The following is a 20,887-nucleotide window of genomic DNA, read 5'->3' as shown; positions in this document are numbered from 1 at the left end:
GTGCCCAACGTTGAAACCCAGCAGCACGCCATCGTGGTGATCGGCGCAGGCCCTGCCGGCGCTATCGCCGCCGCGCTGCTCAAGCGCCGCGGCCATGACGTGCTGATCATCGAGCGCCAGCGCTTCCCGCGGTTTTCCATCGGCGAGAGCCTGCTGTCCCATTGCCTGGATTTCGTCGAAGAAGCCGGCATGCTCGAAGCGGTGCAAGCGGCCGGTTTCCAGCTCAAGAACGGCGCGGCCTTCGCCTGCGGTGAGCGCTACAGCGCCTTCGACTTCGGCCACACCTCAAGCCAGGGCCGGCCGACCACCTTCCAGGTGCAGCGGGCGCAGTTCGACCAGGTGCTGGCAGACCAGGCCGCGGCTCAGGGCGTGACAGTGCGGTATGAAGAAGAGATCGTCGCCGCGGCCTTCAGCGAGCAGCCCCACGCGCAACCGCAAGCGACGCTGCAGGTGCGCCGGGCGGACGGCCAGGTGTATTCGATCCAAGCGCGCTTCGTGCTCGACGCCAGCGGCTACGGGCGGGTGCTGCCGCGCCTGCTCGACCTGGAGGCCCCAAGCCAGTTCCCGGTGCGCCGGGCAGTGTTCACCCATGTGGAAGATCGTATCGACCACCCAACCTTCGATCGCAACAAGATCCTCGTCAGCGTGCACCCCGAGCATCGCGACATCTGGTTCTGGACCATCCCCTTCAGCAATGGCCGTTGTTCCCAAGGGGTGGTGGCCGCCGACCACCACTTCGAGGGCAAGCTCGGCGACCTGGACGCCTGCCTCAAGGGCTTCATCCAGCAGACCCCGCACCTGCGCGACGTGCTGGCCAACGCGGTGTGGGATACCCCGGCGCGCACCATCGGTGGCTACGCCGCCAACGTGAAAACCTTGCACGGCCCGGGCTTTGCGCTGCTGGGCAACGCGGCGGAGTTCCTCGACCCGGTGTTTTCCTCAGGGGTGACCATCGCCATGCGTTCGGCGAGCATGGCCGCCGCAGTGCTGCATCGTCAGCTGCAAGGCGAGCCCGTGGACTGGCAGGCCGAGTTCGCCACGCCGCTGAAAAAAGGCGTGGATGCCTTCCGCGCCTACGTGGAAGGGTGGTACAGCGGGGACTTCCAGGACGTGGTGTTCTACCCCAACGCCCAGCCGGACGTGCGCGCGATGATCTGCTCGATCCTCGCCGGCTACGCCTGGGACACCCGCAACCCCTTCGTGAATGAGCCTCAGCGGCGGCTGCGCGCCCTTGCCGAGCTGTGCCAGGGAGCGAGCGCTTGAACCCGTTCCATAGCCCGACCTACGTCGAGGAAACCCGCATAGGGTTCTGGTTCCTGCGTAGCCACACTTGGAGCCATCACGTGTTGCGGGTGGCGATCAACGACCTGCGCGGCCTGTTCACCACGCCCCTGCCCGAGGCGCCGACCCTGCTGGACGTGGGCTGCGGCCAGGGCAAGTCGTTCCGTTACCTGGCCCAGGCCTTCGCCCCGGCCAGGCTGATCGGCGTGGACGCGGACCCGTTGAGCCTCGAACTCAGCGCCCAGGAAGCAGGCCGGCTAGGCCTGGCCGTGGAGCTGCTGGGCGGCGACTGCGCCAAGCTGCCGGTGCCTTCGGCCAGCGTGGACCTGATCTTCTGCCACCAGACCTTCCATCATTTGGTGGAGCAGGAACAGGCGCTGGCCGAGTTCTACCGGGTGCTCAAGCCAGGAGGCTACCTGTTGTTCGCCGAATCCACCGAGGCGTATATCGATACCTGGGTCATCCGCTGGTTCTTCCGCCACCCCATGCACGTGCAGAAGACCGCCGAGCAGTACCTAGCCATGCTGCGCGAGCAAGGCTTTGAGTTCGGCCCGCAGAACCTTTCCTTCCCGTACCTGTGGTGGAGCCGCGCCAAGGACTTCGGCCTGCTCGAGCGCCTAGGCCTCAAGCGCCCGCCACCGCCGGGCCAGCGCGCTGAAACCCTGGTCAATGCGGTGGTGCGCAAGCCTTTGGAGGCGTTGTAAGTGAACCTGCGAGCCTTATTGCTAGGTGGGCTGCTCTTGCTCAGCGCCTGCGCCGCACGAGCCCCGCTGCCGGCACAGATGCCGACGTTGGGCCTGCCCCTGCAGTTGCACCTGCAACGCACTCAGGCCGAGCTCAGCGATGATTCCTTGCTGGTGATCCAGCAGGAAGGCCCGGCGCTGCGCTGGTCGCAGCTGGACCTGATCGGCATGCCGCTGGCCCGGTTACGCCTGCAAGACAGTCAATGGCAGACCGATGGCTTCCTTGCGCCTAACCCGGCGGCGCGGGAATTGTTCGCCGCGCTGCTGTTCGCGCTGACCCCGAGCAGCGAGCTGCCCACGCTGTACCCCAACGCCCAGGCAACGGTGCAAGGACGCTCGCTCGGCAGCCGCTGGGCCGTCCGGTATCGCCAGCCAATGGACTTCACCCTGGAGCTGGGCCAAGGGCTGCGCTATCAGGTGAGCCCGTTGCCCAGCGAGGCTTCGCCGCCATGACTGCCTATTTGAACGCGCTGGGCCTGAACTGCGCACTGGGCCTGAACACCACTGCCGTCGCCCAGGGCCTGTTCGCCGGCGACCGCAGTGGCCTGCGCCGCCAAGGAGGCTGGCTGCCAGGCGCCGACGTACTGGTGGCGCCGGTGCCCGGCGAGCTGGCGCCGCTGCCGGTGGCCCTCGCCTGCCACGACAGCCGCAACAACCGTTTGCTGTTGCAGGCCGCCGGGCAGATCGAGGCCGAGCTGCGTGGCGCGGTGGCCCGCTATGGCGCGCACCGGGTTGCCGTGGTGCTCGGCACCAGCACCTCAGGGATCGGTGAAGCGACCGCGGGGTTCCAGGCGTATTTGCGCGATGGGCACCTGGCCGACGGCTACAACTACAGCCAACAGCTATTGGAAGCGCCCGCCGAATGCCTGGCTCAATGGCTGGGCAGCAGCGGGCCCGGCTATGTGATTTCCACCGCCTGTACCTCCAGCGGGCGGGCGCTGATGAGCGCCCGGCGCCTGCTCGACCTCGGCGCTTGCGACGCGGTGGTGTGCGGCGGCGTGGACAGCCTCTGCGCCTTGACCCTGAACGGTTTCAGCGCGCTGGCGGCGGTCTCGGCCATGCCCTGCAACCCGTTTTCCGGCAACCGGGACGGAATCAACATCGGCGAAGGCGCGGCGCTGTTCCTGATGACCCGCGAGCCCGGTCCCACCGGCAAGGCCATCGCCCTGCTGGGCGCCGGGGCCAGTTCGGACGCCCACCATATTTCCGCGCCAGACCCCACCGGCGGCGGCGCGCTGGCGGCCATGCGCCAGGCACTGGCTCAGGCCGGGCTGGGAGCCGAGCAGATTGGCTACCTCAACCTGCATGGCACCGCCACCGTTCACAACGACGCCATGGAAAGCCTCGCCGTGGCGGCGCTGTTCCCGGCCGGGGTGCCGTGTTCGTCGAGCAAAAGCATGACCGGCCACACCCTGGGCGCGGCCGCGGCGCTGGAGGCTGCGTTCTGCTGGCTGAGCCTGCAACATGGGCGCTTGCCGCCGCACCTGTGGGACGGCCAGCCAGACCCGCAGTTGCCGGCGCTGAACTTCACCGGGCCCGGCGCCCGCCTGGCCCCCGGCACCTGCTTGATGAGCAACGCTTTCGCCTTTGGCGGCAACAATGTCAGCCTGATCCTGGGAGAACTCCATGCCTGAATGGCCCATCGCCGAACTGCTGCCCCACGCCGGGGACATGGTGCTGCTCGACCGGGTTGTGCGCTTTGACGACGATTCGATCGAAACCCTCGCGCAGGTGCGCCCTCACCCGGTGTTCAGCGAAGCCGACGGTAGCCTGCCGGCTTGGGTCGGCGTGGAACTGATGGCTCAGGCCGTGGCCGCCTATGCCGGCTGCCGCTCGCGCCAGCTCGGCCAGCCGGTGGAAATGGGCTTTCTGCTCGGCACCCGCAAATACAGCTGCAACGTCGAGCGCTTTGCCGCCGGCACCCTTCTTACAGTACGCGCCCTGCGCTCGCTCGAAGACGAGAGCGGCATGGGTGTGTTCGAATGCCACCTCGACGGCCCGGGGATCCAGGCGCAGGCACGCTTGAACGTGTACCGCCCGCCCCGCGCCGCCGACTACCTGGCAACTCCACAGGATTGTTCCCATGACTGATTCCATCCTGGTGACCGGCTCCAGCCGCGGTATCGGCCGGGCCATCGCCCTGCGCCTTGCCCAGGCGGGCTTCGACATCATCCTGCATTGCCGCAGCGGCCGCGCCGAGGCCGATGCCGTGGCCCAAGAGGTCCACGCCCTGGGCCGCCGAGCCCGGGTATTGCAGTTCGACGTGGCCGACCGTGAAGCCTGCGCGCGCGAATTGACCCTGGACGTAGAAACCCACGGCGCCTACTACGGAGTGGTGTGCAACGCCGGCCTGACCCGCGACGGCGCCTTCCCGGCGCTGGAAGGCGAAGACTGGGACCTGGTGCTGCGCACCAACCTCGATGGCTTCTACAACGTGCTGCATCCGCTGACCTTGCCGATGATCCGCCGCCGCGCCGCCGGGCGCATCGTGTGCATCACCTCGGTGTCTGGGCTGATCGGCAACCGCGGCCAGGTCAACTACAGCGCCTCCAAGGCTGGGATCATCGGCGCGGCCAAAGCGCTGGCCATCGAGCTGGCCAAGCGCAAGATCACCGTTAACTGCGTGGCCCCCGGGCTGATCGACACCGCCATGCTCGATGAGCACGTGCCGGTGGAGGAGTTGCTGAAGATGATCCCCGCGCAACGCATGGGCACCCCTGAAGAGGTGGCCGGCGCGGTGAATTTCCTGATGTCGGCGGAGGCGTCCTACATCACCCGCCAGGTGCTGGCAGTCAATGGAGGGCTGTGCTGATGCAGCGCGTGGTAGTCACTGGCATGGCCGGCCTTACCTCACTGGGTAACGACTGGGCCAGCATTTCGGCCAACTTCGCCGCTCAGCGCAGCGGCATCCGCCGCATGGACGAATGGAACCGCTTCGAAGAGCTCAACACCCGCCTGGCCGGCCCCATCGACGATTTCCAGGTGCCCAGGCACTGGACCCGCAAGCAGCTGCGCAGCATGGGCCGGGTATCGCGCCTGGCAGTGGCGGCTTCGGAGCGAGCCCTGGCGAACGCCGGGCTGCTGGGCGACCCGATGATCACCGACGGCCGCATGGGCGTAGCCTGCGGTTCGTCCACGGGCAGCACCGAGGAGATCAAGGCGTTCGGCAACATGTTGCTCAACTCGGTGGCCGATGGCCTCAACGCCAACTCTTACGTGCGGATGATGCCGCACACCACCGCCGCCAATATCAGCATTTTCTTTGGCCTTACCGGGCGCCTGATCCCGACCTCCAGCGCCTGCACCAGCGGCAGCCAGGGCATCGGCTATGCCTATGAGGCGATCAAGTTCGGCCGCCTGCCGCTGATGCTCGCCGGCGGCGCCGAAGAGCTGTGCCCCAGCGAAGCCATGGTGTTCGATGCCCTCTATGCCACCAGCCTGCGCAATGACGCGCCACACACCAGCCCGCGACCTTATGACGCCGGCCGTGACGGCCTGGTGATCGGCGAAGGGGCTGGCATGTTGGTGCTCGAAGCACTGGAGCACGCCCAGGCCCGTGGCGCGACCATCTATGCCGAGGTGGTGGGCTTTGGCAGCAACGCCGACGGCCAGCACAGCACCCGCCCAGAACAGGCGACCATGCGCCGGGCCATGGAGCTGGCCCTGGAGGACGCAGGGCTGGCCCCGGAGGCGATCGGCTACGTAAATGGCCATGGCACCGCCACCGAGCAGGGCGATATCGCCGAAACCCTGGCCACCAGCAGCCTGTTCGGCCCGCGCATGCCGATCAGCTCGCAGAAGAGCTTCCTCGGCCATACCCTCGGTGCCTGTGGCGCGCTCGAATCCTGGTTCAGCATCGAAATGATGAACAGCGATCGTTATATCCACACCCTGAACCTGGATGAGGTCGATAGCCGCTGCGGCGAGCTCGACTACTTGCGAGGCGCCCCGGTGCAGATGCGCCATGACTATGTGATGAACAACAATTTCGCCTTCGGCGGGGTCAACACCTCGCTGATTTTCAAACGCTGGATCTGAACCCACCAAAGGAGTGACCCGATGACACTGAAAACCTTGGCCGCCGCCACTGCCCTGCTGCTGGGCAGCCTGCCTGCGATCAGCCAGGCGCGTGACACGACGCTGATGCTGCCGTTCGACAACGTGGTGCAGCAGATGCTGAAGGAGAAGAAACTCGACGGCACCGTCAAATTCTACCTGGCCGGCACCACGCCCAAGGGCAAGGTCAGCGTGGTCAGCCCCGACGCGGTTACCAACAAGAAAACCAACGCCTTCAACAAGACGGATGCGCAAGCCTGCGAGTGGGCGCTGCAGTCAGCCCTGCTGACGCTGCAAGACGCCGCCAAGCAAGCCGGGGCTAACGCGGTGACCAACATCGTGAGCTTCTACAAGCGCATCGAACGCCGTGACGCCAGCCAATACGAATGCCACGCCGGTGCGGTTATCGCCGGTGTTGCGTTGAAAGGTGACGTGGCGAACGTAAAATAAGCCTGCGGGCGCAGGCCTAGCCCGCGACCGGTGCTGAGCGGGGGTCGCAGGCTAGGCCAATGCCTATTTGTGCGTGTTATCGATGGTCAGGCTGATGCGGTTGGCCCGGCAGTACAGCTCTGAGCAGTGCACGGGGCGGCCGTCCTGGTCGTAGGCGATCTTGCCGATACGGAACAACGGCTCGCCCAGCTCGCAGGTGAGCCACTTGGCTTCGGCCTTGGTGGCGGTGTACACATCGATCACCTTGCGGTCGCTGAGCACCCGCGTTTCGTATTGGTCTTGCAGCAGTTGATAGGTCGAGCGCCCAGGCTCGTAACGCTGGTCGAATTCGGGGTAACGGGCCAGGGGGATATAGGAGTAGTCGATGAACAGCGGCTCGTCCTCGAGGTACATCACCCGCACCAGCTTGAAGATCCGGCTCTCTGGGGGCACGTCCAGCCGTTGCTGGTAATCGTCGACGCCGATCAGTTCCTGCTTGATCACCTCCTCCCGGGTGTTCTTGCCCTGGGCGATGCCGAAGTCGGTGAAGCCGCTGACCGTGAGCAAGGCATTCTCCACCTTGCGCCCCTGCACGAAAGTGCCCTTGCCTTGCAGGCGGGTGAGCACGCCGTCCTTGACCAGGTCCGTTATGGCCTTGCGCACGGTGATCCGGCTAACGCCATAAAGTTCGCACAGGTCCGGCTCGGTGGGGATCTGCTGATCCACCTGGTACACGCCCTGCTCGATGGCGTCGAGGATCCGCTGGCGGACCACCGCATAGAGCCGCTGGGAGGTATTGCGCTGCAAGCCGGGCATGAACCAACCTTGTGGGGAGGACGAACACGGCAGCCAGTATAAGGGCAGTTGGCGGTGCTTCCAGCTTTTCCCAGGCGCGGGGCGTTAGCCCCAGGCACCGTGGTGCTGCAAGGTCAGGGCCGCGCCCGCGGCGCCTTGTGCCATGGCCGGCGCGATGCCCAGGCCGCGCGCCACGGCGCACAGAAAGCCGGCGATGAAGGCGTCACCGGCGCCCATGGTGTCGACGATCTCCACCGGCAGCGCGCTCTGATGGTGAAACCGTTGGCCATCGTAGGCCAGGCTGCCATGTTCGCCGAGGGTCGCCACGGCTGCGTCGGCGCCCATCTGCACCACTTCCCGCAGGCGCCCACGCAGCTCGGGAGTGTCCGCGGGCGCTGAGGCGAAGGCGTAGGCCAGGCTAGCCGGCAGCGTTTGCCACAAGGGACTGCTCCATTTGTCTGCGAAATCGAAGCTGATCAGCTTTCCCTGCGCCTTGAGCGCGGCGAGGTAGGGGTCGACGTGGCCCCAGATCCCAGCGTGGATGAGGTCGAACTGGCCGAGCCAGGCCAGGTCCGCCTCGCTGAGACGGAAATCAGCCATCACGCCTTCGGTGTAATCACCCAGCACCCGGTCATTGCCGCGCAGTTCAACGATGGTTTGCGCGGTGAGCCCAGGCCTGCGATGAACGTGGCTGACGTCCACCCCCTTGGCTGCCAGCTCGCCCTGCAACTGCTGCCCATAGGCGTCGCTTCCGACCCAACCGACATAGGCGGGGCGCATGCCATAACGGGTGCTGTACACGGCCACGTTGACCGCATTGCCGCCGGAAAACCCACGGCCCAGCGCCGGGTACACATCGATGCAGTTGTCACCCAACGTGACCAGTTTCTTCATGCTGAACGCTCCTTCCCGTGAACGAAGGGGCGACCGCCAGCGCCCCTTTTGCCTGGCTCAATACTCGACCAGCCCGCCGTAGTAACGGCGATCATCCGGGTTGTGGTCCTTGTAGATCGAGAGGTAGTAGCACAGCCATTCCATCGGCACGAACATCAGGAAGGGCGCCAGCCAAGGGTGCAGGCCATGGCTGATGTCGGCGTAGTCCACCACGATCACGTTGTTGGTGCGTTGCTTCACGAAACGGATAGCGCGCTCGGTGGTATGCCGGCTTTCATCCGTGCCCAGCAGGAACAGAAAGGGCACGCCGGGCTCCACCACTTCCAGCGGGCCGTGGCGGAATTCACCGCTTTCCAGCACGCTGCCGTGGGTCCAGGTGAACTCCATCAGGGTGACGATCCCCTCTTTGTAGGCCAGAGGCCGCAGCGGGCCGGCCGCCACGGTGTAGATCATCGGCCAGGCCGAGGCCTGCTCACCCAGGGCACGGCCTTTGTCTTCCCAGCCGCGCACCAACTCTCCCAGCGCCGTGGGCAGCTGGTGCAGCTCGCGGCTGATACGGGCTACGTCCGGGTGCGGGTTGGGTTCGCGCTGGCTGATCATTTCCAGCGCCACGGTGTAACAGAGCAGCAAGTGGATTTCCCAGATGCAGTCCGCCTCGTAGGCAACCACATGTTCGGCCGCCGCAACGATGGGGCTGTCTGGGCGCTTGGTGAAGGCCGCGGTCAGGGCGCCGCGCTCGCCGGCCAGGCGAAGGGCCTGGATGACTTCCTCGGTTTTGCCATAGTCGGACACACCGATCACCGCGCAGCGGTCATCCAGTCGATGGGGGGTGTTGTCGCAGAACTCCCAGCCCGAGTAGGCCATGCACTGCAAGCCCGAGTAGCGCTCCACCAGGTGCTTGGCGGTCTGCGCGGCGTTGAGCGGGGAACCACAGGCCACGAAATAGAAGCGGTCCACGCCTCGGGCAAGCATCTGCTTGACGATGGCCTTGACCTTGGGCACATCCCGCTCAAGCACCTTTTGCACCTCTTGAACCATGTTCTCGGTCACCAGGAAATCCACGGTGCTCTTGTCAATATCCAGCATGTCGTCACTCCAGGGCATTAGGTCGGTTGAGTGTGCAAGGCAGCGATGCGCTTGTTGCGGCGCTCCCAATACGCGTAGGCGGGCAAGCCGGTGGCGATCACGATGACCGCGCACACCAGCCCGGGCACCGGTGCCCAGATGAAGGTCGATGCCACCAGGATCAGGCTCGACGCCAGCGCCAGGAAGGTCATCAGGCCAAAGGCGGGGGTGCGCCAAAGGGGGTTGTAGTCCGGGCGGCGGCGACACCAGATGATCGAACCGAAGGTCAGGGTGTTCTTGAAGCACATCACCAGGGTGAAGTAGCCGAGCAAGGCAGTGAGGTCCGACGCGTAAATGAACACGATGCCCAGGGCGCACTGCAGCACGATGGAATAGTCCGGCGTTTGAAAGCGCGGGTGCACGTGGGCGAAGCACTTGAAGAAGAGCTGGTCCTTGGCCATGGCGTATTCGAGCCGCGGCTGGTACATCACGCAACTGGACAGCGAGCCGAGGATTACCACGATGGCCGTGAGCGCCACGAACACGCCGGCGACGCTGCCCAAGGCCGGAAGGTAGGTCAGGGCATCGGAAATCGGTGTTTCAGACGCGAGCAGCCGCTCGAAGGGCATCATCCCGGTGATCACCAGCGCCAGCAGCGAATAGAGCGCCAGCACCAGCAGGCAGGAACCGATCAGGGCCCGGGGCATGGTTTTGCCGGGCTGTTTGATTTCGCCGGTCATGTAGCAGATGGAAGCCATGCCCGTGTAGGACCAACTGGTCGCGGACACCCCTGCCAGCAACGCCATCAAGCCGGCACCGAGCCCCAGGCTGGGCAGCGAAGACGCCGGCGCCGCGAAGTTCTCACCGCGGATGTAAAAGATGCCCAGCCCGATCACCAGGGTGAACGGAATGATCTTGGCAATGGTGATGAGGGTCTGGAAGGTCGCCCCGCCTTCCACCGAACGCAGATGCAAGAGCATGAAACTCAGCACCAGCAAGGTCGCGATCAGTTTTCCGGACAACGGGCCGATGGGCACGATGAAGTGGAGGTGCTGACGATGGCCAAGGCCATGATCGATAGCGAAGGTGCGTCGTTCGCCCAGAAGGTGGTCCAGCCGGACAGGAACGCCAATGGGCGGCTGCCGGCTTTTTTCAGGTAGATGTAATCCGCGCCGTTCTCCGGGTAGGCCGTGGACAGCTCGGCGTACACGCACATCTGTGGTATCACGATCAGCCCGCCGATCACGAAGGCGAGAATCGTCAACAGTGGGGACCCCGCGGCCTTAGCCACCTCCCCCACGGACACGAAAATGCCCGACCCCACCGTGGTGCCCACTGCGATGGCCAACACCGCCCAGAAGCCCAGTTTTCGTTGCAGTTCTTTTGCTTGCCCTTCGTTGACTTGCATACGCCCACCCGTTTGTTTTCATTGGATTTGGGGGCCGCCGCAGGAGCGGCGGATGACTACGCAAAGCAGTGCTCGATACGCGATATTTTGAACATAACGATATATAACGTATTGATACGAATGTAGCAGCGGATGGGCTGAGTGCAAGCGCTTTTTTTACGGCCGGCACGCTTATAGCCTGGAAATAAAAAAACCCGCCGAAGCGGGTTTATGGGGACCACCGATGTCAGCCGGCGGACAGGTGTTCGTAGAGGATGGTCGCGCCGATCAGTATCAGCACCACGCCCCCGGCGATTTCCGCGCGCCGCCCGACGAGAGTCCCGAGCACCCGGCCAAGCATGGTGCCGAGGGTGACCATCGTCAGCGTGGCCACACCGATGGCCGTGGCGGCGACGAAGATATTCACGTTAATGAACGCAAGCCCTACCCCCACCGCCAGTGCGTCGATGCTGGTGGCGACTGCGGTTATCGCCAGCACCATGAAGGTGTGATGGGTCGCTTTTTCTTCCTCTTCATGCTCCGGTTTCAAGCCGTTGTAGATCATGTGCAAGCCGAGCATCAGCAACAGCGTGAAGGCGATCCAGTGATCCCAGTTGGCGACGAACTTCGACGCAGCCTGGCCCAGCAGCCAGCCGAGGATCGGGGTAATCCCCTCGATCACACCAAAGATGACGCCCGTGCGGAGGGCCTGCGACAAGCGCGGCTTTTGCAAGGCAGAGCCCTTGGCGACAGCGGCAGCGAAGGCGTCCGTTGACATCGCCATGGCAAGAAGGAAAAGCGAAATGGGGTTCAAGGCACTGCTCCAGCCGGGCGACGAAGACAACGACCCGCCGCGGGCCCGACTGGCCGCGAAGGTATCGTTGGTCTCGCCAACCACAACGGTGTTCGTACCACGGCACGTTGCCGAGAATGTTGACACGAACGAGCCGGCATCGACGCCAGGCCCAGGCTACTCCCCAAAGCGGGGCGAACGATAAAGGACCGAATGTGAAAGAAACGTGATGGAAAGCCGTGGGGTTCGGGCTGCCAGTGCTGGACGGGCAGCCCGAGAGGCGACTGCTTAGCAGCGCCTTCAGTTGAGCGGAATCAACTGTTCACGCTGAGCCATGGAGAGTGAATCGATCAGCGCCACTGTAAGGTCGTGATTATCAGCCTTCGCCGCGGGTGTGCCCATGTCTGCCGAGACATGCTCAGGCAGTTTATACATTGCCCCGGTAGCTGGATCGACGATCAGCATGCCGATCACGCCGCCGAACAGGATGTTCCCCCAGTACCAGCCGCTTAGGCTCGAGTTAAGGGTAACGGTCTTGTCTGGATAACCGTTTTTCTTGAAACGCAGCGTGTAAGTTTGGCCGGTGAAATAGCCCCGGCCAGACTTGAGCGTGACGGTGCTAGGCGTGTTGCCGGAATGAACGACTTCCCCGCTTTTATTAACGATTTCAAACGAAGCGCCCGGCGGTGCGCTCGTAACGGTGACCGGATACTTCGATTCCCCCAAAATGCTTGCGCAACCGGCAAGCCCCAACGACATAGCCAGCGCCACGCCTGTTTTTCTATTTTCATAACTGCTCCTTGTCGCCTTCATTGGCTTGGCTCGTGCGGCCGGAGCGAATTGCAGCAAAATGATATTAAATTAGTATCAGTGGCGTGACATCACACTCTTCAAGTTCACGTTTGCCCATACGCAGGCACCGGCTGCCTATTTCAGAGCAACCCGCTTGCGATGCTCGGTCACTTTGAAACGGTTACCGCACACGGCCATGCTGCACCAACGGCGGCGGTGGGATTTGGTTCGGTCGTAGAACCACAGCACGCATTCGGGGTGTTCACAGGCGCGAACCCGTTCAAAGTCGCCTTGGCTCAATAGCTCCGCCGCTTGGCTCGCCAAAGGGTACAAAGCCGCCGCCAGGGAATGATGCAAACCGTGGCGCACGACCTGGGGGCTGGCACCGCTCGGCCACACCAGCTGGACATAGCTGGCGCCGTCCCGAAGAAAGTCATTGAGCACGCCAGGGTCGCCAAGGGCACTGGCTTTGCGCTGCTGTACCAAGTAGCGGATCGCCTCGCGCAAGCGGCGGGCTGTGTCAAGCAACTGCCCGCTGGCCGCGGTTGCGTCACGCGGCAAGGGCAGTTCCATGCGGGCCAGCCATGCGCGTACGTCTTCATCCGTTTGCCAATGATCGCGAGGCTGCCCCTCGACGATGCTGACGGTATTGAGCATTTCCAGGGCGGGATGGTCCGCGATAAGCGGGGGCGGCGCGGTGCCGTCGTGGGTGTTATCGGGCATGTGGGTCACCAGAATCCTGCTAGATGTAACCACACTATCATATATTTCGGTTACACATTCGCCCTGTTACGCCTCGCTTGCACATCTATTTTTGCGGGCTTCAATCGATCCAACACGAGAAACAGAAACCGTTAAATCTTGTTTGACAGGTTACGAAAGCCCATCTAGCCTCGTCTGTAACCCCATTAGGTAATTTGAACGGTTACAGGAGACCTCACCATGTCCACTTCCGCAAGCCCGATACACTACCGGTTCGCCGACGCCGACGGCGTACGGGTTTTCTATCGCGAAGCAGGCGACCCTGCCCTGCCCACGCTATTGCTGCTGCATGGCTTTCCCACGGGGTCCTACCAGTTCCGAAACCTGATCCCGCTGCTCGCCGACCGCTTTCACATCGTCGCTCCTGACTTGCCAGGCTTTGGCTTCACCGAAGTTCCCGGTGAGCGCGGTTACCGTTACACCTTCGACGCACTCGCCACTACCTTGGAAGCTTTCGTTACAGCGGTAGGCCTCACCCGTTACGCCCTGTATGTGTTCGACTACGGCGCGCCCACCGGCCTAAGGCTGGCAGTTGCGCATCCGGAGCGCATCACAGGGTTGGTTTCACAGAACGGCAACGCGTACCTCGAGGGGTTGGGAGACGCCTGGGCGCCGATCAGAACCTACTGGGCCGCGCCTACCGCCGAGCACCGCCAGGGGGTGCTCGATGCCGCGCTCAACCTCGAAGGCATTCGCTGGCAATACACCCATGGGGTGAGTGACGAAACCTTGGTCGCGCCCGAGGGCTACATGCTCGACACGCTGCTGATGGAGCGCCCGGGCAACAAGGACATCCAGCTCGACCTGTTCCTCGATTACCAAAACAACCTCACGCTGTACCCGCAGTTTCAGCAGTTCTTCCGGGACTACCTGGTGCCGACCCTGGTGATCTGGGGCGAGCATGACCCGTTCTTCATTCCGCCGGGCGCACACGCCTATAAGCGCGACAACCCCGCAGCCGTGGTAGAGCTGCTCGACACCGGGCACTTTGCACTGGAAACCCATGCCGAGCACATCGCGCGGCGGATTCGGGAGGTGTTGGGAGGCGTTGAGGGGTGATGTGACTGGGGCGGTTAACCTCGCCCCTGGCCCTGCAACCAGAATCCAGAATCCAGAACCCAGGGAGATCAGGCCTGGGTCACGATGCATTCGAGCAAGCCCGGAAACCGCTGATTGAGCTCATCTGAACGCAGCGAGTTCATGTGCGTGGTGCCAACATTCCGGGTTTGAACGAGCCCTGCGTCGCGCAACACCCGGAAGTGATGGGACATGCTGGATTTGGGGCGCCCACCGTCCAGTTCACTGCACGACGCCTCGGGCACGCCGGCGAGGTAGCGGACGATTTCCATGCGAACGGGGTCGCTCAGGGCGTATAGCACACGCTCGAGGACGAAGTCGGCAGGGAGGGGATGTTTAAAGGCACGCATAGGCTGATGATAACGGGGGGTTTCTATTTACGCCATATTTCGAATACTATCGAACTACCGAATCAAATGACCCGGAGCTTTTATGTCAGCCCTGTTCGAACCGTTCTCGCTCAAGGACGTCACCTTGCGCAATCGCATAGCCATTCCTCCGATGTGCCAGTACATGGCCGAAAACGGTGTGATCAACGACTGGCACCACGTGCATCTGGCGAGCATGGCCCGCGGTGGCGCGGGCCTCGTGGTGGTCGAGGCGACTGCCGTTTCTCCGGAGGGCCGTATTACCCCGGGGTGCGCGGGCATCTGGAGCGATGAACACGCACAGGCCTTCGTGCCTGCGGTGAAAGCGATCAAGGCCGCGGGCGCCGTGCCGGGTATCCAGATCGCGCATGCTGGCCGCAAAGCGAGTGCCAATCGCCCCTGGGAAGGCGATGATCATATGGCCGATACGGACCCCAACGGCTGGAAGACCCTCGCGCCCTCCCCGATCGCCTTCGGCGCCAACCTGCCCAAAGTGCCCCAGGAGATGACGCTGGACGACATTGCCCGTGTGCGCCAAGACTTCGTCAATGCGGCGCGCCGGGCCCATGAAGCCGGTTTCGAATGGATCGAGCTGCACTTCGCGCATGGTTATCTGGGCCAGAGCTTCTTCTCGGAGCACTCCAACCAGCGTACCGACGCCTACGGCGGCAGCTTCGAGAACCGCAGCCGTTTCCTGCTGGAAACCCTCGCGGCCGTTCGTGAAGTTTGGCCAGAGCACCTGCCGTTGACCGCCCGCTTCGGGGTGATCGAATACGACGGGCGCGACGAGCAGACGCTTGGCGAATCCATCGAGCTGGCACGTCGCTTCAAGCAAGGCGGCCTCGACCTGCTGAGCGTGAGCGTAGGTTTCACCATTCCGGATACCCATATTCCCTGGGGCCCTGCCTTCCTGGCCCCGATCGCCGAGCGCGTGCGGCGCGAGGCCGGCCTGCCGGTAACGTCCGCTTGGGGCTTTGGCACTCCGCAGCTCGCCCATGAGGCGATCCAGGCCGGCCAGCTGGACCTGGTATCGGTGGGGCGCGCCCACTTGGCGGACCCGCACTGGGCCTACTTTGCGGCCAAGGAGCTGAACGTCGACAAGGCCTCCTGGACCCTCCCCGCGCCCTATGCCCATTGGCTTGAACGCTACCGTTAAGCCCCGCCATCGGTGCCGCGGTGCCAGCGGCAGCCTCATCTACCCCAGCGCGCCCACTGCGGTGTTTTTTCGCCCATGCAGTGCTGGGGTATGATGCCCGGCCCCCACCTTCCTCAGACGCCCATGTTCCAGCTCAGCCTACAGCTCACCCCACCTCCGGACGCCTTTGCCAGCCAAGTGCAGCAGTTGGCCATCAACCACCTGACGGCCTTGAGCAGTGCGGCGCTAGCGCCGAGCAACCCGCTGTATCCCTTGTACCAGTATGGCCTTGGCCTTGAAGTGCATCGGTACCTGCAGGCCATGGGCGGCGAACAGGGCCTTGAGGTCGAGCTGTTGCTCGCCCTCGATGCGCTCGACCCCTCGAAAGTGCTGGGCTTTGCCCTTTACCTGCCTGTGGTGGGCGCGGCCGATGCCTGCACGCTGTTATACCTGGCCGTGCTCCCCAGCCATCGCTGCCAAGGCATCGGCCGCGCACTGCTGGGCGGCGTGATTGCCCGCTACCCGCATACCGAAGCGGCGTGCGCGGTGAGCGTTCTCGGCTGGTTCGAGGCCCAGGGCTGGCACGTGCTGGGCGCGCGAGGGCCGCAGGTGCTGATGAACACCCGACATACCCGCACCTTGGGGAACACCAGGCTCCTGGACGTCGCCCCCATCTACCGCACGGTAGAGGTGCAGCAGATTCATGCCTACCTGCTCAAGCAACACGGCCGCAAGGCGATGATCGAGGCGGAGAAACAGCGCGACTACCGGCTCGATCAGTTGGAGCGGCATGCGGCGCAACAAGCGCGGGCACGCCTGGGGGAGTAGTCAGGGGCTTTTGACGCTGGGTTTATGCTTGTTTCGGATGGGCCACGCCTGGCCCCTTGGACGTACCGGCCGTTCCATTCGAGTGCAGGAACCCATTTCTTCCAGGGTACTACCCTCCTCCTGGTCCATTCCCCATCAGGAACGTCCATCGCTGCGCGGTCCTGGACAGGCTTAAATCAAGCCATGCGGTTTTCCAACTTATCACCCAGATGGTCATCTTCGACGTTTTCGGACCCTGCCCTCTAGGGTAGAGCGATCAACTGATCGATCCTTTGGTTATTTGAAGGAGAGTCGAAAATGTCCAAACTCACCCGAAGGGACCTGCGGTTTACCTATGCTTGGAGCGCTGGAAACGGAGATGATCCGACCAAGACGAAGCAAGATGCTTATCATCTGAGCCGAAGCCAAGGGTACGAGATGCTGCCCTATCTCAACTCTCTTAAATGGCAAGACGGCAGGGACTTCACTCGGGAGGAGCGGATCGCCGCCGAGTGGATGATCAAGGTGCATTTCAAGTCCACGGCGCCAAGCCGGGCCACGGTTACACGATGGGTCTATGAGAATTTCGACAAGCTGGCCGAAGAGTATCTGGACCAGAAGGAATGAGGCTGATGATGGGCCTGGGAGTATGCGCGCCAGATAAGAGGCGGAACACCAGGTCCGGCTTGGATACCAACCACCGCGAAACGGTGGGCTGACACCAAGAATCGGCTCTGTAGCCCTGCAACCGGGGTCTCGATGCCAGCAGCAACGTAACGGCCATTGGTGGTGAGCTGCATCTTCACCGTCCCGACCACATGGCCTCCAACTTCCCTTCCAAGTTAGCCATAGCCTGGGCGACTGCTGCTTAACGTCGCCCCACCTGGCTTCCAGATCTTGGAAGTGCGGAGCCAGTTCGTTTTCGCGATCACCCTGTGGATGTCGGTGCTTTTCGTGCCGATTTCGGCAGTGATGCTCGCCTGGGCCTGGATGATCCGCTTAGCGTCGCTTCATCGGCGAGGCGGTGGCGGTGATCACACCATCCAGCTCCTCGATGCTCGCGGTGTGCTGCTGGATTGGAACCGCCAAGCCATTACCCATCTCGACCATCTTGCTTATATCTGACCAGTGCGCGGCATCCGGCGGCGCGTAGCACCGGCGTAAATCCCGGTCACGCCCACGCTGGTGGCGCCGGTGCGCAGCACCTTGATCCAGTGCCGCTGCCCTTGCGCCACTCCATGTCTGTGATGCTTGCTGAGGGCGGTACCGTGGTGATCAGGATCACGCTGATCGGCCGGTCTTCCAGGCGCGCGCCGCTGTCGATATGGGCGAACTTGCTCGGCTCGAACTGAAGCGCGGTGGCCTCAGACCAACGCGCAGGTAACGTATACGAAACCTTTATAAAAAACGATGAAAGCGCTGACTGATTAACCCGGCGCCGCTGACAGCTATCAGCAAGGCAGAAACACGGCCCTAGCAAAAGCCTGTTGACGTGGTATCCAAGTGGTATTATTTTCCAATACCACAAAGATACCAATAAAGTGCCACCTGGAAGCCGACGATGGATTCGATCATCACCCTGCGACCCGATAGCAGCCAGCCCACGCCTCTGTACCTGCAGCTTGCGCGCAACCTTGAGGCGGCCATCCAGGCTGGCCAATGGAAAGCCGACCAGGCCTTGCCGTCCGAGCGCAGCCTTAGCGAAGACTTGAATATCTCCCGCGTGACTGCCCGCAAAGCACTGGATGTGCTGGTGGAGCAAGGCTTGATCCGCCGCAATCAGGGCTCGGGCACGTTCATCACGCCTCGCTTGGAGCAGCCACTTTCGCGCCTTTCCAGCTTCACCGAAATGCTTCGGTCAAAGGGGCTGACCCCCAGCTCGCAGTGGCTCGAGCGTGAAATTGCCCTGCCTACTCTCGATGAGCTGACACGGCTGAGCCTCTCCCCCTCTGACCAAGTGGCACGCCTCAAGCGCCTGCGCAAAGCCGACGGGGTGGTCATGGCCGTTGAGCTCAGCACCTTGCCCGCAGCGCTGCTGCCTGAGCCGCGAGCCATCGGGGATTCGCTCTACGCCCATCTTGAAGCCATCGGCCGCCCGGTGGTGCGTGCGCTCCAACACATTCGAGCGATCAACGCTTCCACGGAGATGGCAGCGCTGGTTGGGATCGCGCCGGGCACCGCCATGCTACGAATGACCCGGATCGGCTTTCTTGCCGACAAAACGCCCATTGAGCTGACCGACACCTATTGCCGCGACGACTACTACGACTTCGTTGCCGAACTGCGTCGCTGAGCCCTCGCTTCGAACGATCTGAACAGCACCACTTTTTCTCAATGGTCGTGCTTAGGGAGACTGCATGCCCGACTTCAACATCCTTACCCCGGCCGGCTGGGTCCGGGGCCAGTTGCAACATCGCGCTGGCCGCGTGCTGAACGTCGTCGGCACGCCGTGCAATCCCGACGACAACGACCTGCCCTACGTGTTGCCGGGCTTCATCGACCTGCATGTTCATGGCGGCGGTGGCAGCGACATCATGGAAGGCACCGCCGGTTTCGCCACCATCGCCCGAACCCATCTGCGGTTCGGTACCACGGCCTTGCTGGCCACCACGATGACCGCGCCTGCGGCGCAAATACGCCAGGTGCTGGAGCAACTGGGCCAGTACTGCGAGGGCCGGCAGGCCAACACCGCCCGGGTGCTGGGCGTGCACTTGGAAGGCCCTTATATCAACCCCGGCAAACTCGGTGCACAGCCCAATCATGCCCACGGCGCAGTACTGGCGCAGGTCGAGGACTACCTGCGCCTGGCGCCGATCAAGGTGATTACCCTCGCGCCTGAGATCGCTGGGCACCTGGATCTGATTCAAGCACTGGTGCAGCGCAAGGTCTGTGTGCAGATCGGCCACACACTCGGCAGCTATGAAGACGGCGTCGCGGCGCTGGCCGCCGGCGCCACCAGCTTCACCCACCTGTATAACGCCATGAGCCCACTGCACCACCGCGAGCCTGGCATCGTCGGGGCAGCGCTGGCTCACGCGCGCTACGCCGAAGTGATCCCCGACCTGCTGCACGTGCATCCCGGCGCCATCCGCGTGGCGCTGCGCGCCATCCCTTGCCTGTACTGCGTCACTGACTCGACCGCCGCCACGGGCATGCCGGACGGCCACTACAAACTCGGCAGCCACACGGTGACCAAGTGCCTGGGTGGCGTGCGCCTGGCGGATGGAACCCTGGCGGGCAGCACCCTGACCATGGATCAGGCGCTGCGCAACCTGGTGAAGATCGGCGTGCCCCTGGCTGAAGCCTCGCAGCGGCTGTCGCAGTTTCCCGCCGACTATCTGGGAATCAAGGAGCGCGGCCGCCTGCAACCGGGCAGTTGGGCGGATGCCGTGTACCTGGACCGTGATCTGAAGCTGACCGCCGTGATGGTCGAAGGAGAAGCCGTTGAAATCGAAAATGCTTGAAGAGGCCCTGTCCTCCGAGGAAAGCGTGCGCCGTCAACTGGACCTGCTCGAGCCGGGCCTGATCACGCTGGGTGAGCGTCTGCGGCACGCGGCGCCAAGCGTGGTGTTGACGGTCGCCCGTGGCAGTTCTGATCACGCGGCGAGCTATTTTGCCTATCTAACGACGCAAATGACTGGCATCCCGGTGGCGTCGTTGCCGATGTCTGTGGCAACGCTGCATGCCTCCCCGCTCAAGGTCGAAGGCCAGCCGGCGTTCGCGTTCTCGCAGTCTGGCCAGAGCCCAGACCTGGTGGGCACGATGCATAAGCTGCGCGACCATGGCGCCCTGAGCATCGCCGTAGTGAACGCACAAGGCTCCCCTCTCGAACAGGCTTGCGAGTACCTGTTGCCGCTCGGCGCAGGCCCTGAACTGAGTGTCGCCGCCACCAAGAGCTTTATCTGCACCCTTAGCGCCAGCGCGCGGCTGCTCGCCCACTGGCAACAGGACAAGCCTTTGCTGGATGCAGGCAGAACGTTGCCCGAACGCCTGCTGGCGGCGACACAGCAAGAGTGGTCCGCTGCAGTGAACGCCTTGAGAAGCTGTGAGCGCCTGATGGTCATTGGCCGCGGCCTGGGGTTTGCCGTGGCCCAGGAAGCCGCGCTGAAATTCAAGGAAACCTCGGCCATACAGGCCGAAGCGTTCAGCAGTGCGGAGGTGCGACATGGCCCCATGGCGCTGGTCGACGATCAATACCCCTTGCTGATTTTCGCCCTTCGGGGCCCTGAACAAGCCGGGCTGCTGGCGCTGGCCGCCGACATGCGGCAACGCGGCGCGAAGGTGTTGCTGGCGGCGCCGGACGACATCGCTGACCGTGACCTGACGCTGAGCTGCGCCGATCACCCCGCCCTGGACCCGCTCCTGGCCATCCAGTCGTTTTATGTCATGGCCGCAGCCCTTGCCCAGGCGCGAGGGCTGGATCCTGACCAGCCGCGGCACCTGAGCAAAGTGACCCGAACCCGTTGACCCGTCCCGCTCTGGCGGGCTACTGCAAGGACAATG

At 63.6% G+C, this 20,887-nt stretch carries 26 protein-coding genes and 1 pseudogene; 16 read left to right on the top strand and 11 right to left on the bottom strand.

All coding sequences use genetic code 11. The annotated features are described in order from the left end of the window. Genes OGL93_RS08450 through OGL93_RS08415 form a run of 8 tightly spaced genes read left to right on the top strand, consistent with a single transcriptional unit; the run spans window position 1 to window position 6,530 of the window. Window positions 1-1,263 (top strand): tryptophan 7-halogenase, encoded by a 1,263-nt coding sequence (locus OGL93_RS08450; protein WP_263262335.1) that lies wholly within the window; start codon window positions 1-3, stop codon window positions 1,261-1,263. Further along, the gene (locus OGL93_RS08445) at window positions 1,260-1,985 is read left to right on the top strand and encodes a class I SAM-dependent methyltransferase (protein ID WP_263262126.1); all 726 of its coding nucleotides are present in this window, start codon (window positions 1,260-1,262) and stop codon (window positions 1,983-1,985) included. Before OGL93_RS08450 ends, OGL93_RS08445 begins: the two co-directional genes overlap by 4 nt. Beyond that, window positions 1,986-2,477 carry a hypothetical protein gene (locus OGL93_RS08440; protein ID WP_263262124.1) on the top strand — a complete coding sequence of 164 codons (492 nt, stop codon included), beginning with the start codon at window positions 1,986-1,988 and terminating at the stop codon, window positions 2,475-2,477. After that, window positions 2,474-3,658 carry a beta-ketoacyl-[acyl-carrier-protein] synthase family protein gene (locus OGL93_RS08435; protein ID WP_263262123.1) on the top strand — a complete coding sequence of 395 codons (1,185 nt, stop codon included), beginning with the start codon at window positions 2,474-2,476 and terminating at the stop codon, window positions 3,656-3,658. The genes OGL93_RS08440 and OGL93_RS08435 overlap by 4 nt, the downstream gene beginning before the upstream one ends. After that, window positions 3,651-4,115 carry a hotdog family protein gene (locus OGL93_RS08430; protein WP_263262122.1) on the top strand — a complete coding sequence of 155 codons (465 nt, stop codon included), beginning with the start codon at window positions 3,651-3,653 and terminating at the stop codon, window positions 4,113-4,115. The genes OGL93_RS08435 and OGL93_RS08430 overlap by 8 nt, the downstream gene beginning before the upstream one ends. After that, window positions 4,108-4,836: a 3-oxoacyl-ACP reductase FabG gene (gene fabG / locus OGL93_RS08425; protein ID WP_263262120.1), complete on the top strand. Its 729-nt coding sequence runs from the start codon at window positions 4,108-4,110 to the stop codon at window positions 4,834-4,836. The genes OGL93_RS08430 and fabG overlap by 8 nt, the downstream gene beginning before the upstream one ends. Then, window positions 4,836-6,062, top strand: coding sequence for a beta-ketoacyl-ACP synthase (locus tag OGL93_RS08420; protein WP_263262118.1), 1,227 nt, complete (start codon window positions 4,836-4,838; stop codon window positions 6,060-6,062). Before fabG ends, OGL93_RS08420 begins: the two co-directional genes overlap by 1 nt. Before the next feature lie 21 nt (window positions 6,063-6,083). Beyond that, window positions 6,084-6,530 carry an excinuclease gene (locus OGL93_RS08415; protein ID WP_263262116.1) on the top strand — a complete coding sequence of 149 codons (447 nt, stop codon included), beginning with the start codon at window positions 6,084-6,086 and terminating at the stop codon, window positions 6,528-6,530. A 63-nt stretch (window positions 6,531-6,593) separates the two neighbouring features. Here OGL93_RS08415 and OGL93_RS08410 read toward each other — a convergent pair whose 3' ends face one another. The 8 genes from OGL93_RS08410 to OGL93_RS08380 form a co-directional block, all read right to left on the bottom strand. Further along, window positions 6,594-7,325: a GntR family transcriptional regulator gene (locus OGL93_RS08410; protein WP_263262114.1), complete on the bottom strand. Its 732-nt coding sequence runs from the start codon at window positions 7,323-7,325 to the stop codon at window positions 6,594-6,596. Between the two features lie 84 nt (window positions 7,326-7,409). Next, window positions 7,410-8,198: a fructoselysine 6-kinase gene (frlD, locus tag OGL93_RS08405; protein ID WP_263262113.1), complete on the bottom strand. Its 789-nt coding sequence runs from the start codon at window positions 8,196-8,198 to the stop codon at window positions 7,410-7,412. Between the two features lie 57 nt (window positions 8,199-8,255). Beyond that, window positions 8,256-9,284, bottom strand: a complete 1,029-nt coding sequence (gene frlB / locus OGL93_RS08400) for a fructoselysine 6-phosphate deglycase (RefSeq protein WP_263262112.1) — start codon at window positions 9,282-9,284, stop codon at window positions 8,256-8,258. A 17-nt stretch (window positions 9,285-9,301) separates the two neighbouring features. Then, window positions 9,302-10,243: an amino acid permease gene (locus OGL93_RS08395; protein ID WP_276583463.1), complete on the bottom strand. Its 942-nt coding sequence runs from the start codon at window positions 10,241-10,243 to the stop codon at window positions 9,302-9,304. 26 nt (window positions 10,244-10,269) lie between these two features. Then, window positions 10,270-10,671, bottom strand: a complete 402-nt coding sequence (locus OGL93_RS22205) for an amino acid permease (RefSeq protein ID WP_276583462.1) — start codon at window positions 10,669-10,671, stop codon at window positions 10,270-10,272. Between the two features lie 226 nt (window positions 10,672-10,897). After that, a complete protein-coding gene (mntP, locus tag OGL93_RS08390) occupies window positions 10,898-11,464 on the bottom strand; it encodes a manganese efflux pump MntP (protein ID WP_263262110.1) in 567 nt (188 codons plus the stop codon). Between the two features lie 279 nt (window positions 11,465-11,743). Continuing rightward, window positions 11,744-12,256: a hypothetical protein gene (locus OGL93_RS08385; protein ID WP_263262109.1), complete on the bottom strand. Its 513-nt coding sequence runs from the start codon at window positions 12,254-12,256 to the stop codon at window positions 11,744-11,746. Between the two features lie 114 nt (window positions 12,257-12,370). Continuing rightward, complete coding sequence (locus tag OGL93_RS08380) at window positions 12,371-12,958, bottom strand: ABATE domain-containing protein (protein WP_263262108.1); 588 nt, start codon at window positions 12,956-12,958, stop codon at window positions 12,371-12,373. 219 nt (window positions 12,959-13,177) lie between these two features. Here OGL93_RS08380 and OGL93_RS08375 point away from each other — a divergent pair, with 219 nt between their 5' ends. Beyond that, window positions 13,178-14,056, top strand: a complete 879-nt coding sequence (locus tag OGL93_RS08375) for an alpha/beta hydrolase (protein ID WP_263262106.1) — start codon at window positions 13,178-13,180, stop codon at window positions 14,054-14,056. A 68-nt stretch (window positions 14,057-14,124) separates the two neighbouring features. Here OGL93_RS08375 and OGL93_RS08370 read toward each other — a convergent pair whose 3' ends face one another. Then, window positions 14,125-14,424 carry a helix-turn-helix domain-containing protein gene (locus OGL93_RS08370; RefSeq protein WP_263262105.1) on the bottom strand — a complete coding sequence of 100 codons (300 nt, stop codon included), beginning with the start codon at window positions 14,422-14,424 and terminating at the stop codon, window positions 14,125-14,127. 82 nt (window positions 14,425-14,506) lie between these two features. Between OGL93_RS08370 and OGL93_RS08365 the strand changes: the two genes are divergently transcribed. The 3 genes from OGL93_RS08365 to OGL93_RS08355 all read left to right on the top strand — a co-directional run bounded on the left by OGL93_RS08365 (window position 14,507) and on the right by OGL93_RS08355 (window position 17,011). Next, complete coding sequence (locus OGL93_RS08365) at window positions 14,507-15,598, top strand: NADH:flavin oxidoreductase/NADH oxidase (RefSeq protein WP_263262104.1); 1,092 nt, start codon at window positions 14,507-14,509, stop codon at window positions 15,596-15,598. A gap of 123 nt (window positions 15,599-15,721) precedes the next feature. Then, window positions 15,722-16,405, top strand: a complete 684-nt coding sequence (locus OGL93_RS08360; RefSeq protein WP_263262103.1) for a GNAT family N-acetyltransferase — start codon at window positions 15,722-15,724, stop codon at window positions 16,403-16,405. Between the two features lie 297 nt (window positions 16,406-16,702). Then, the gene (locus tag OGL93_RS08355; RefSeq protein ID WP_263262102.1) at window positions 16,703-17,011 is read left to right on the top strand and encodes a hypothetical protein; all 309 of its coding nucleotides are present in this window, start codon (window positions 16,703-16,705) and stop codon (window positions 17,009-17,011) included. Here OGL93_RS08355 and OGL93_RS08350 read toward each other — a convergent pair. Then, window positions 16,960-17,184, bottom strand: coding sequence for a DUF1983 domain-containing protein (locus tag OGL93_RS08350; protein WP_263262101.1), 225 nt, complete (start codon window positions 17,182-17,184; stop codon window positions 16,960-16,962). The genes OGL93_RS08355 and OGL93_RS08350 overlap by 52 nt on opposite strands. Before the next feature lie 97 nt (window positions 17,185-17,281). Between OGL93_RS08350 and OGL93_RS08345 the strand changes: the two genes are divergently transcribed. Beyond that, window positions 17,282-17,509, top strand: coding sequence for a hypothetical protein (locus OGL93_RS08345; RefSeq protein WP_263262100.1), 228 nt, complete (start codon window positions 17,282-17,284; stop codon window positions 17,507-17,509). Window positions 17,510-17,535: 26 nt separating this feature from the next. Here OGL93_RS08345 and OGL93_RS08340 read toward each other — a convergent pair. Continuing rightward, window positions 17,536-17,750 (bottom strand): annotated as a pseudogene (locus OGL93_RS08340) (hypothetical protein); the annotation flags it as partial. Window positions 17,751-17,945: 195 nt separating this feature from the next. Between OGL93_RS08340 and OGL93_RS08335 the strand changes: the two are divergent. From OGL93_RS08335 to OGL93_RS08325, 3 genes are all read left to right on the top strand, one after another. Continuing rightward, entirely contained in the window at window positions 17,946-18,677 is a 732-nt protein-coding gene (locus OGL93_RS08335; RefSeq protein WP_263262099.1) for a GntR family transcriptional regulator, read from the top strand. 64 nt (window positions 18,678-18,741) lie between these two features. Further along, the gene (nagA, locus tag OGL93_RS08330) at window positions 18,742-19,848 is read left to right on the top strand and encodes an N-acetylglucosamine-6-phosphate deacetylase (protein ID WP_263262097.1); all 1,107 of its coding nucleotides are present in this window, start codon (window positions 18,742-18,744) and stop codon (window positions 19,846-19,848) included. Then, window positions 19,841-20,851, top strand: coding sequence for an SIS domain-containing protein (locus OGL93_RS08325; RefSeq protein ID WP_263262334.1), 1,011 nt, complete (start codon window positions 19,841-19,843; stop codon window positions 20,849-20,851). Before nagA ends, OGL93_RS08325 begins: the two co-directional genes overlap by 8 nt. Window positions 20,852-20,887 lie beyond the last annotated feature (36 nt).

Source organism: Pseudomonas sp. RIT-PI-S (genome assembly GCF_025642975.1).
Classification (GTDB): Bacteria; Pseudomonadota; Gammaproteobacteria; order Pseudomonadales; family Pseudomonadaceae; genus Aquipseudomonas.
The sequence above is the reverse complement of the archived record's forward strand: the minus strand, read 5'-3'. Positions and strand labels throughout refer to the sequence as shown.

Coding starts and splice junctions, on each gene's coding strand:
- OGL93_RS08435 (WP_263262123.1), top strand. CDS start 2,474: ATGACTGCCTATTTGAACGCGCTGGGCCTGAACTGCGCACTGGGCCTG.
- OGL93_RS08430 (WP_263262122.1), top strand. CDS start 3,651: ATGCCTGAATGGCCCATCGCCGAACTGCTGCCCCACGCCGGGGACATG.
- fabG (WP_263262120.1), top strand. CDS start 4,108: ATGACTGATTCCATCCTGGTGACCGGCTCCAGCCGCGGTATCGGCCGG.
- OGL93_RS08420 (WP_263262118.1), top strand. CDS start 4,836: ATGCAGCGCGTGGTAGTCACTGGCATGGCCGGCCTTACCTCACTGGGT.
- OGL93_RS08415 (WP_263262116.1), top strand. CDS start 6,084: ATGACACTGAAAACCTTGGCCGCCGCCACTGCCCTGCTGCTGGGCAGC.
- OGL93_RS08410 (WP_263262114.1), bottom strand. CDS start 7,325: ATGCCCGGCTTGCAGCGCAATACCTCCCAGCGGCTCTATGCGGTGGTC.
- frlD (WP_263262113.1), bottom strand. CDS start 8,198: ATGAAGAAACTGGTCACGTTGGGTGACAACTGCATCGATGTGTACCCG.
- frlB (WP_263262112.1), bottom strand. CDS start 9,284: ATGCTGGATATTGACAAGAGCACCGTGGATTTCCTGGTGACCGAGAAC.
- OGL93_RS08395 (WP_276583463.1), bottom strand. CDS start 10,243: ATGCTCTTGCATCTGCGTTCGGTGGAAGGCGGGGCGACCTTCCAGACC.
- OGL93_RS22205 (WP_276583462.1), bottom strand. CDS start 10,671: ATGCAAGTCAACGAAGGGCAAGCAAAAGAACTGCAACGAAAACTGGGC.
- OGL93_RS08385 (WP_263262109.1), bottom strand. CDS start 12,256: ATGAAGGCGACAAGGAGCAGTTATGAAAATAGAAAAACAGGCGTGGCG.
- OGL93_RS08380 (WP_263262108.1), bottom strand. CDS start 12,958: ATGCCCGATAACACCCACGACGGCACCGCGCCGCCCCCGCTTATCGCG.
- OGL93_RS08375 (WP_263262106.1), top strand. CDS start 13,178: ATGTCCACTTCCGCAAGCCCGATACACTACCGGTTCGCCGACGCCGAC.
- OGL93_RS08370 (WP_263262105.1), bottom strand. CDS start 14,424: ATGCGTGCCTTTAAACATCCCCTCCCTGCCGACTTCGTCCTCGAGCGT.
- OGL93_RS08365 (WP_263262104.1), top strand. CDS start 14,507: ATGTCAGCCCTGTTCGAACCGTTCTCGCTCAAGGACGTCACCTTGCGC.
- OGL93_RS08360 (WP_263262103.1), top strand. CDS start 15,722: ATGTTCCAGCTCAGCCTACAGCTCACCCCACCTCCGGACGCCTTTGCC.
- OGL93_RS08355 (WP_263262102.1), top strand. CDS start 16,703: ATGTCCAAACTCACCCGAAGGGACCTGCGGTTTACCTATGCTTGGAGC.
- OGL93_RS08350 (WP_263262101.1), bottom strand. CDS start 17,184: ATGCAGCTCACCACCAATGGCCGTTACGTTGCTGCTGGCATCGAGACC.
- OGL93_RS08335 (WP_263262099.1), top strand. CDS start 17,946: ATGGATTCGATCATCACCCTGCGACCCGATAGCAGCCAGCCCACGCCT.
- nagA (WP_263262097.1), top strand. CDS start 18,742: ATGCCCGACTTCAACATCCTTACCCCGGCCGGCTGGGTCCGGGGCCAG.
- OGL93_RS08325 (WP_263262334.1), top strand. CDS start 19,841: ATGCTTGAAGAGGCCCTGTCCTCCGAGGAAAGCGTGCGCCGTCAACTG.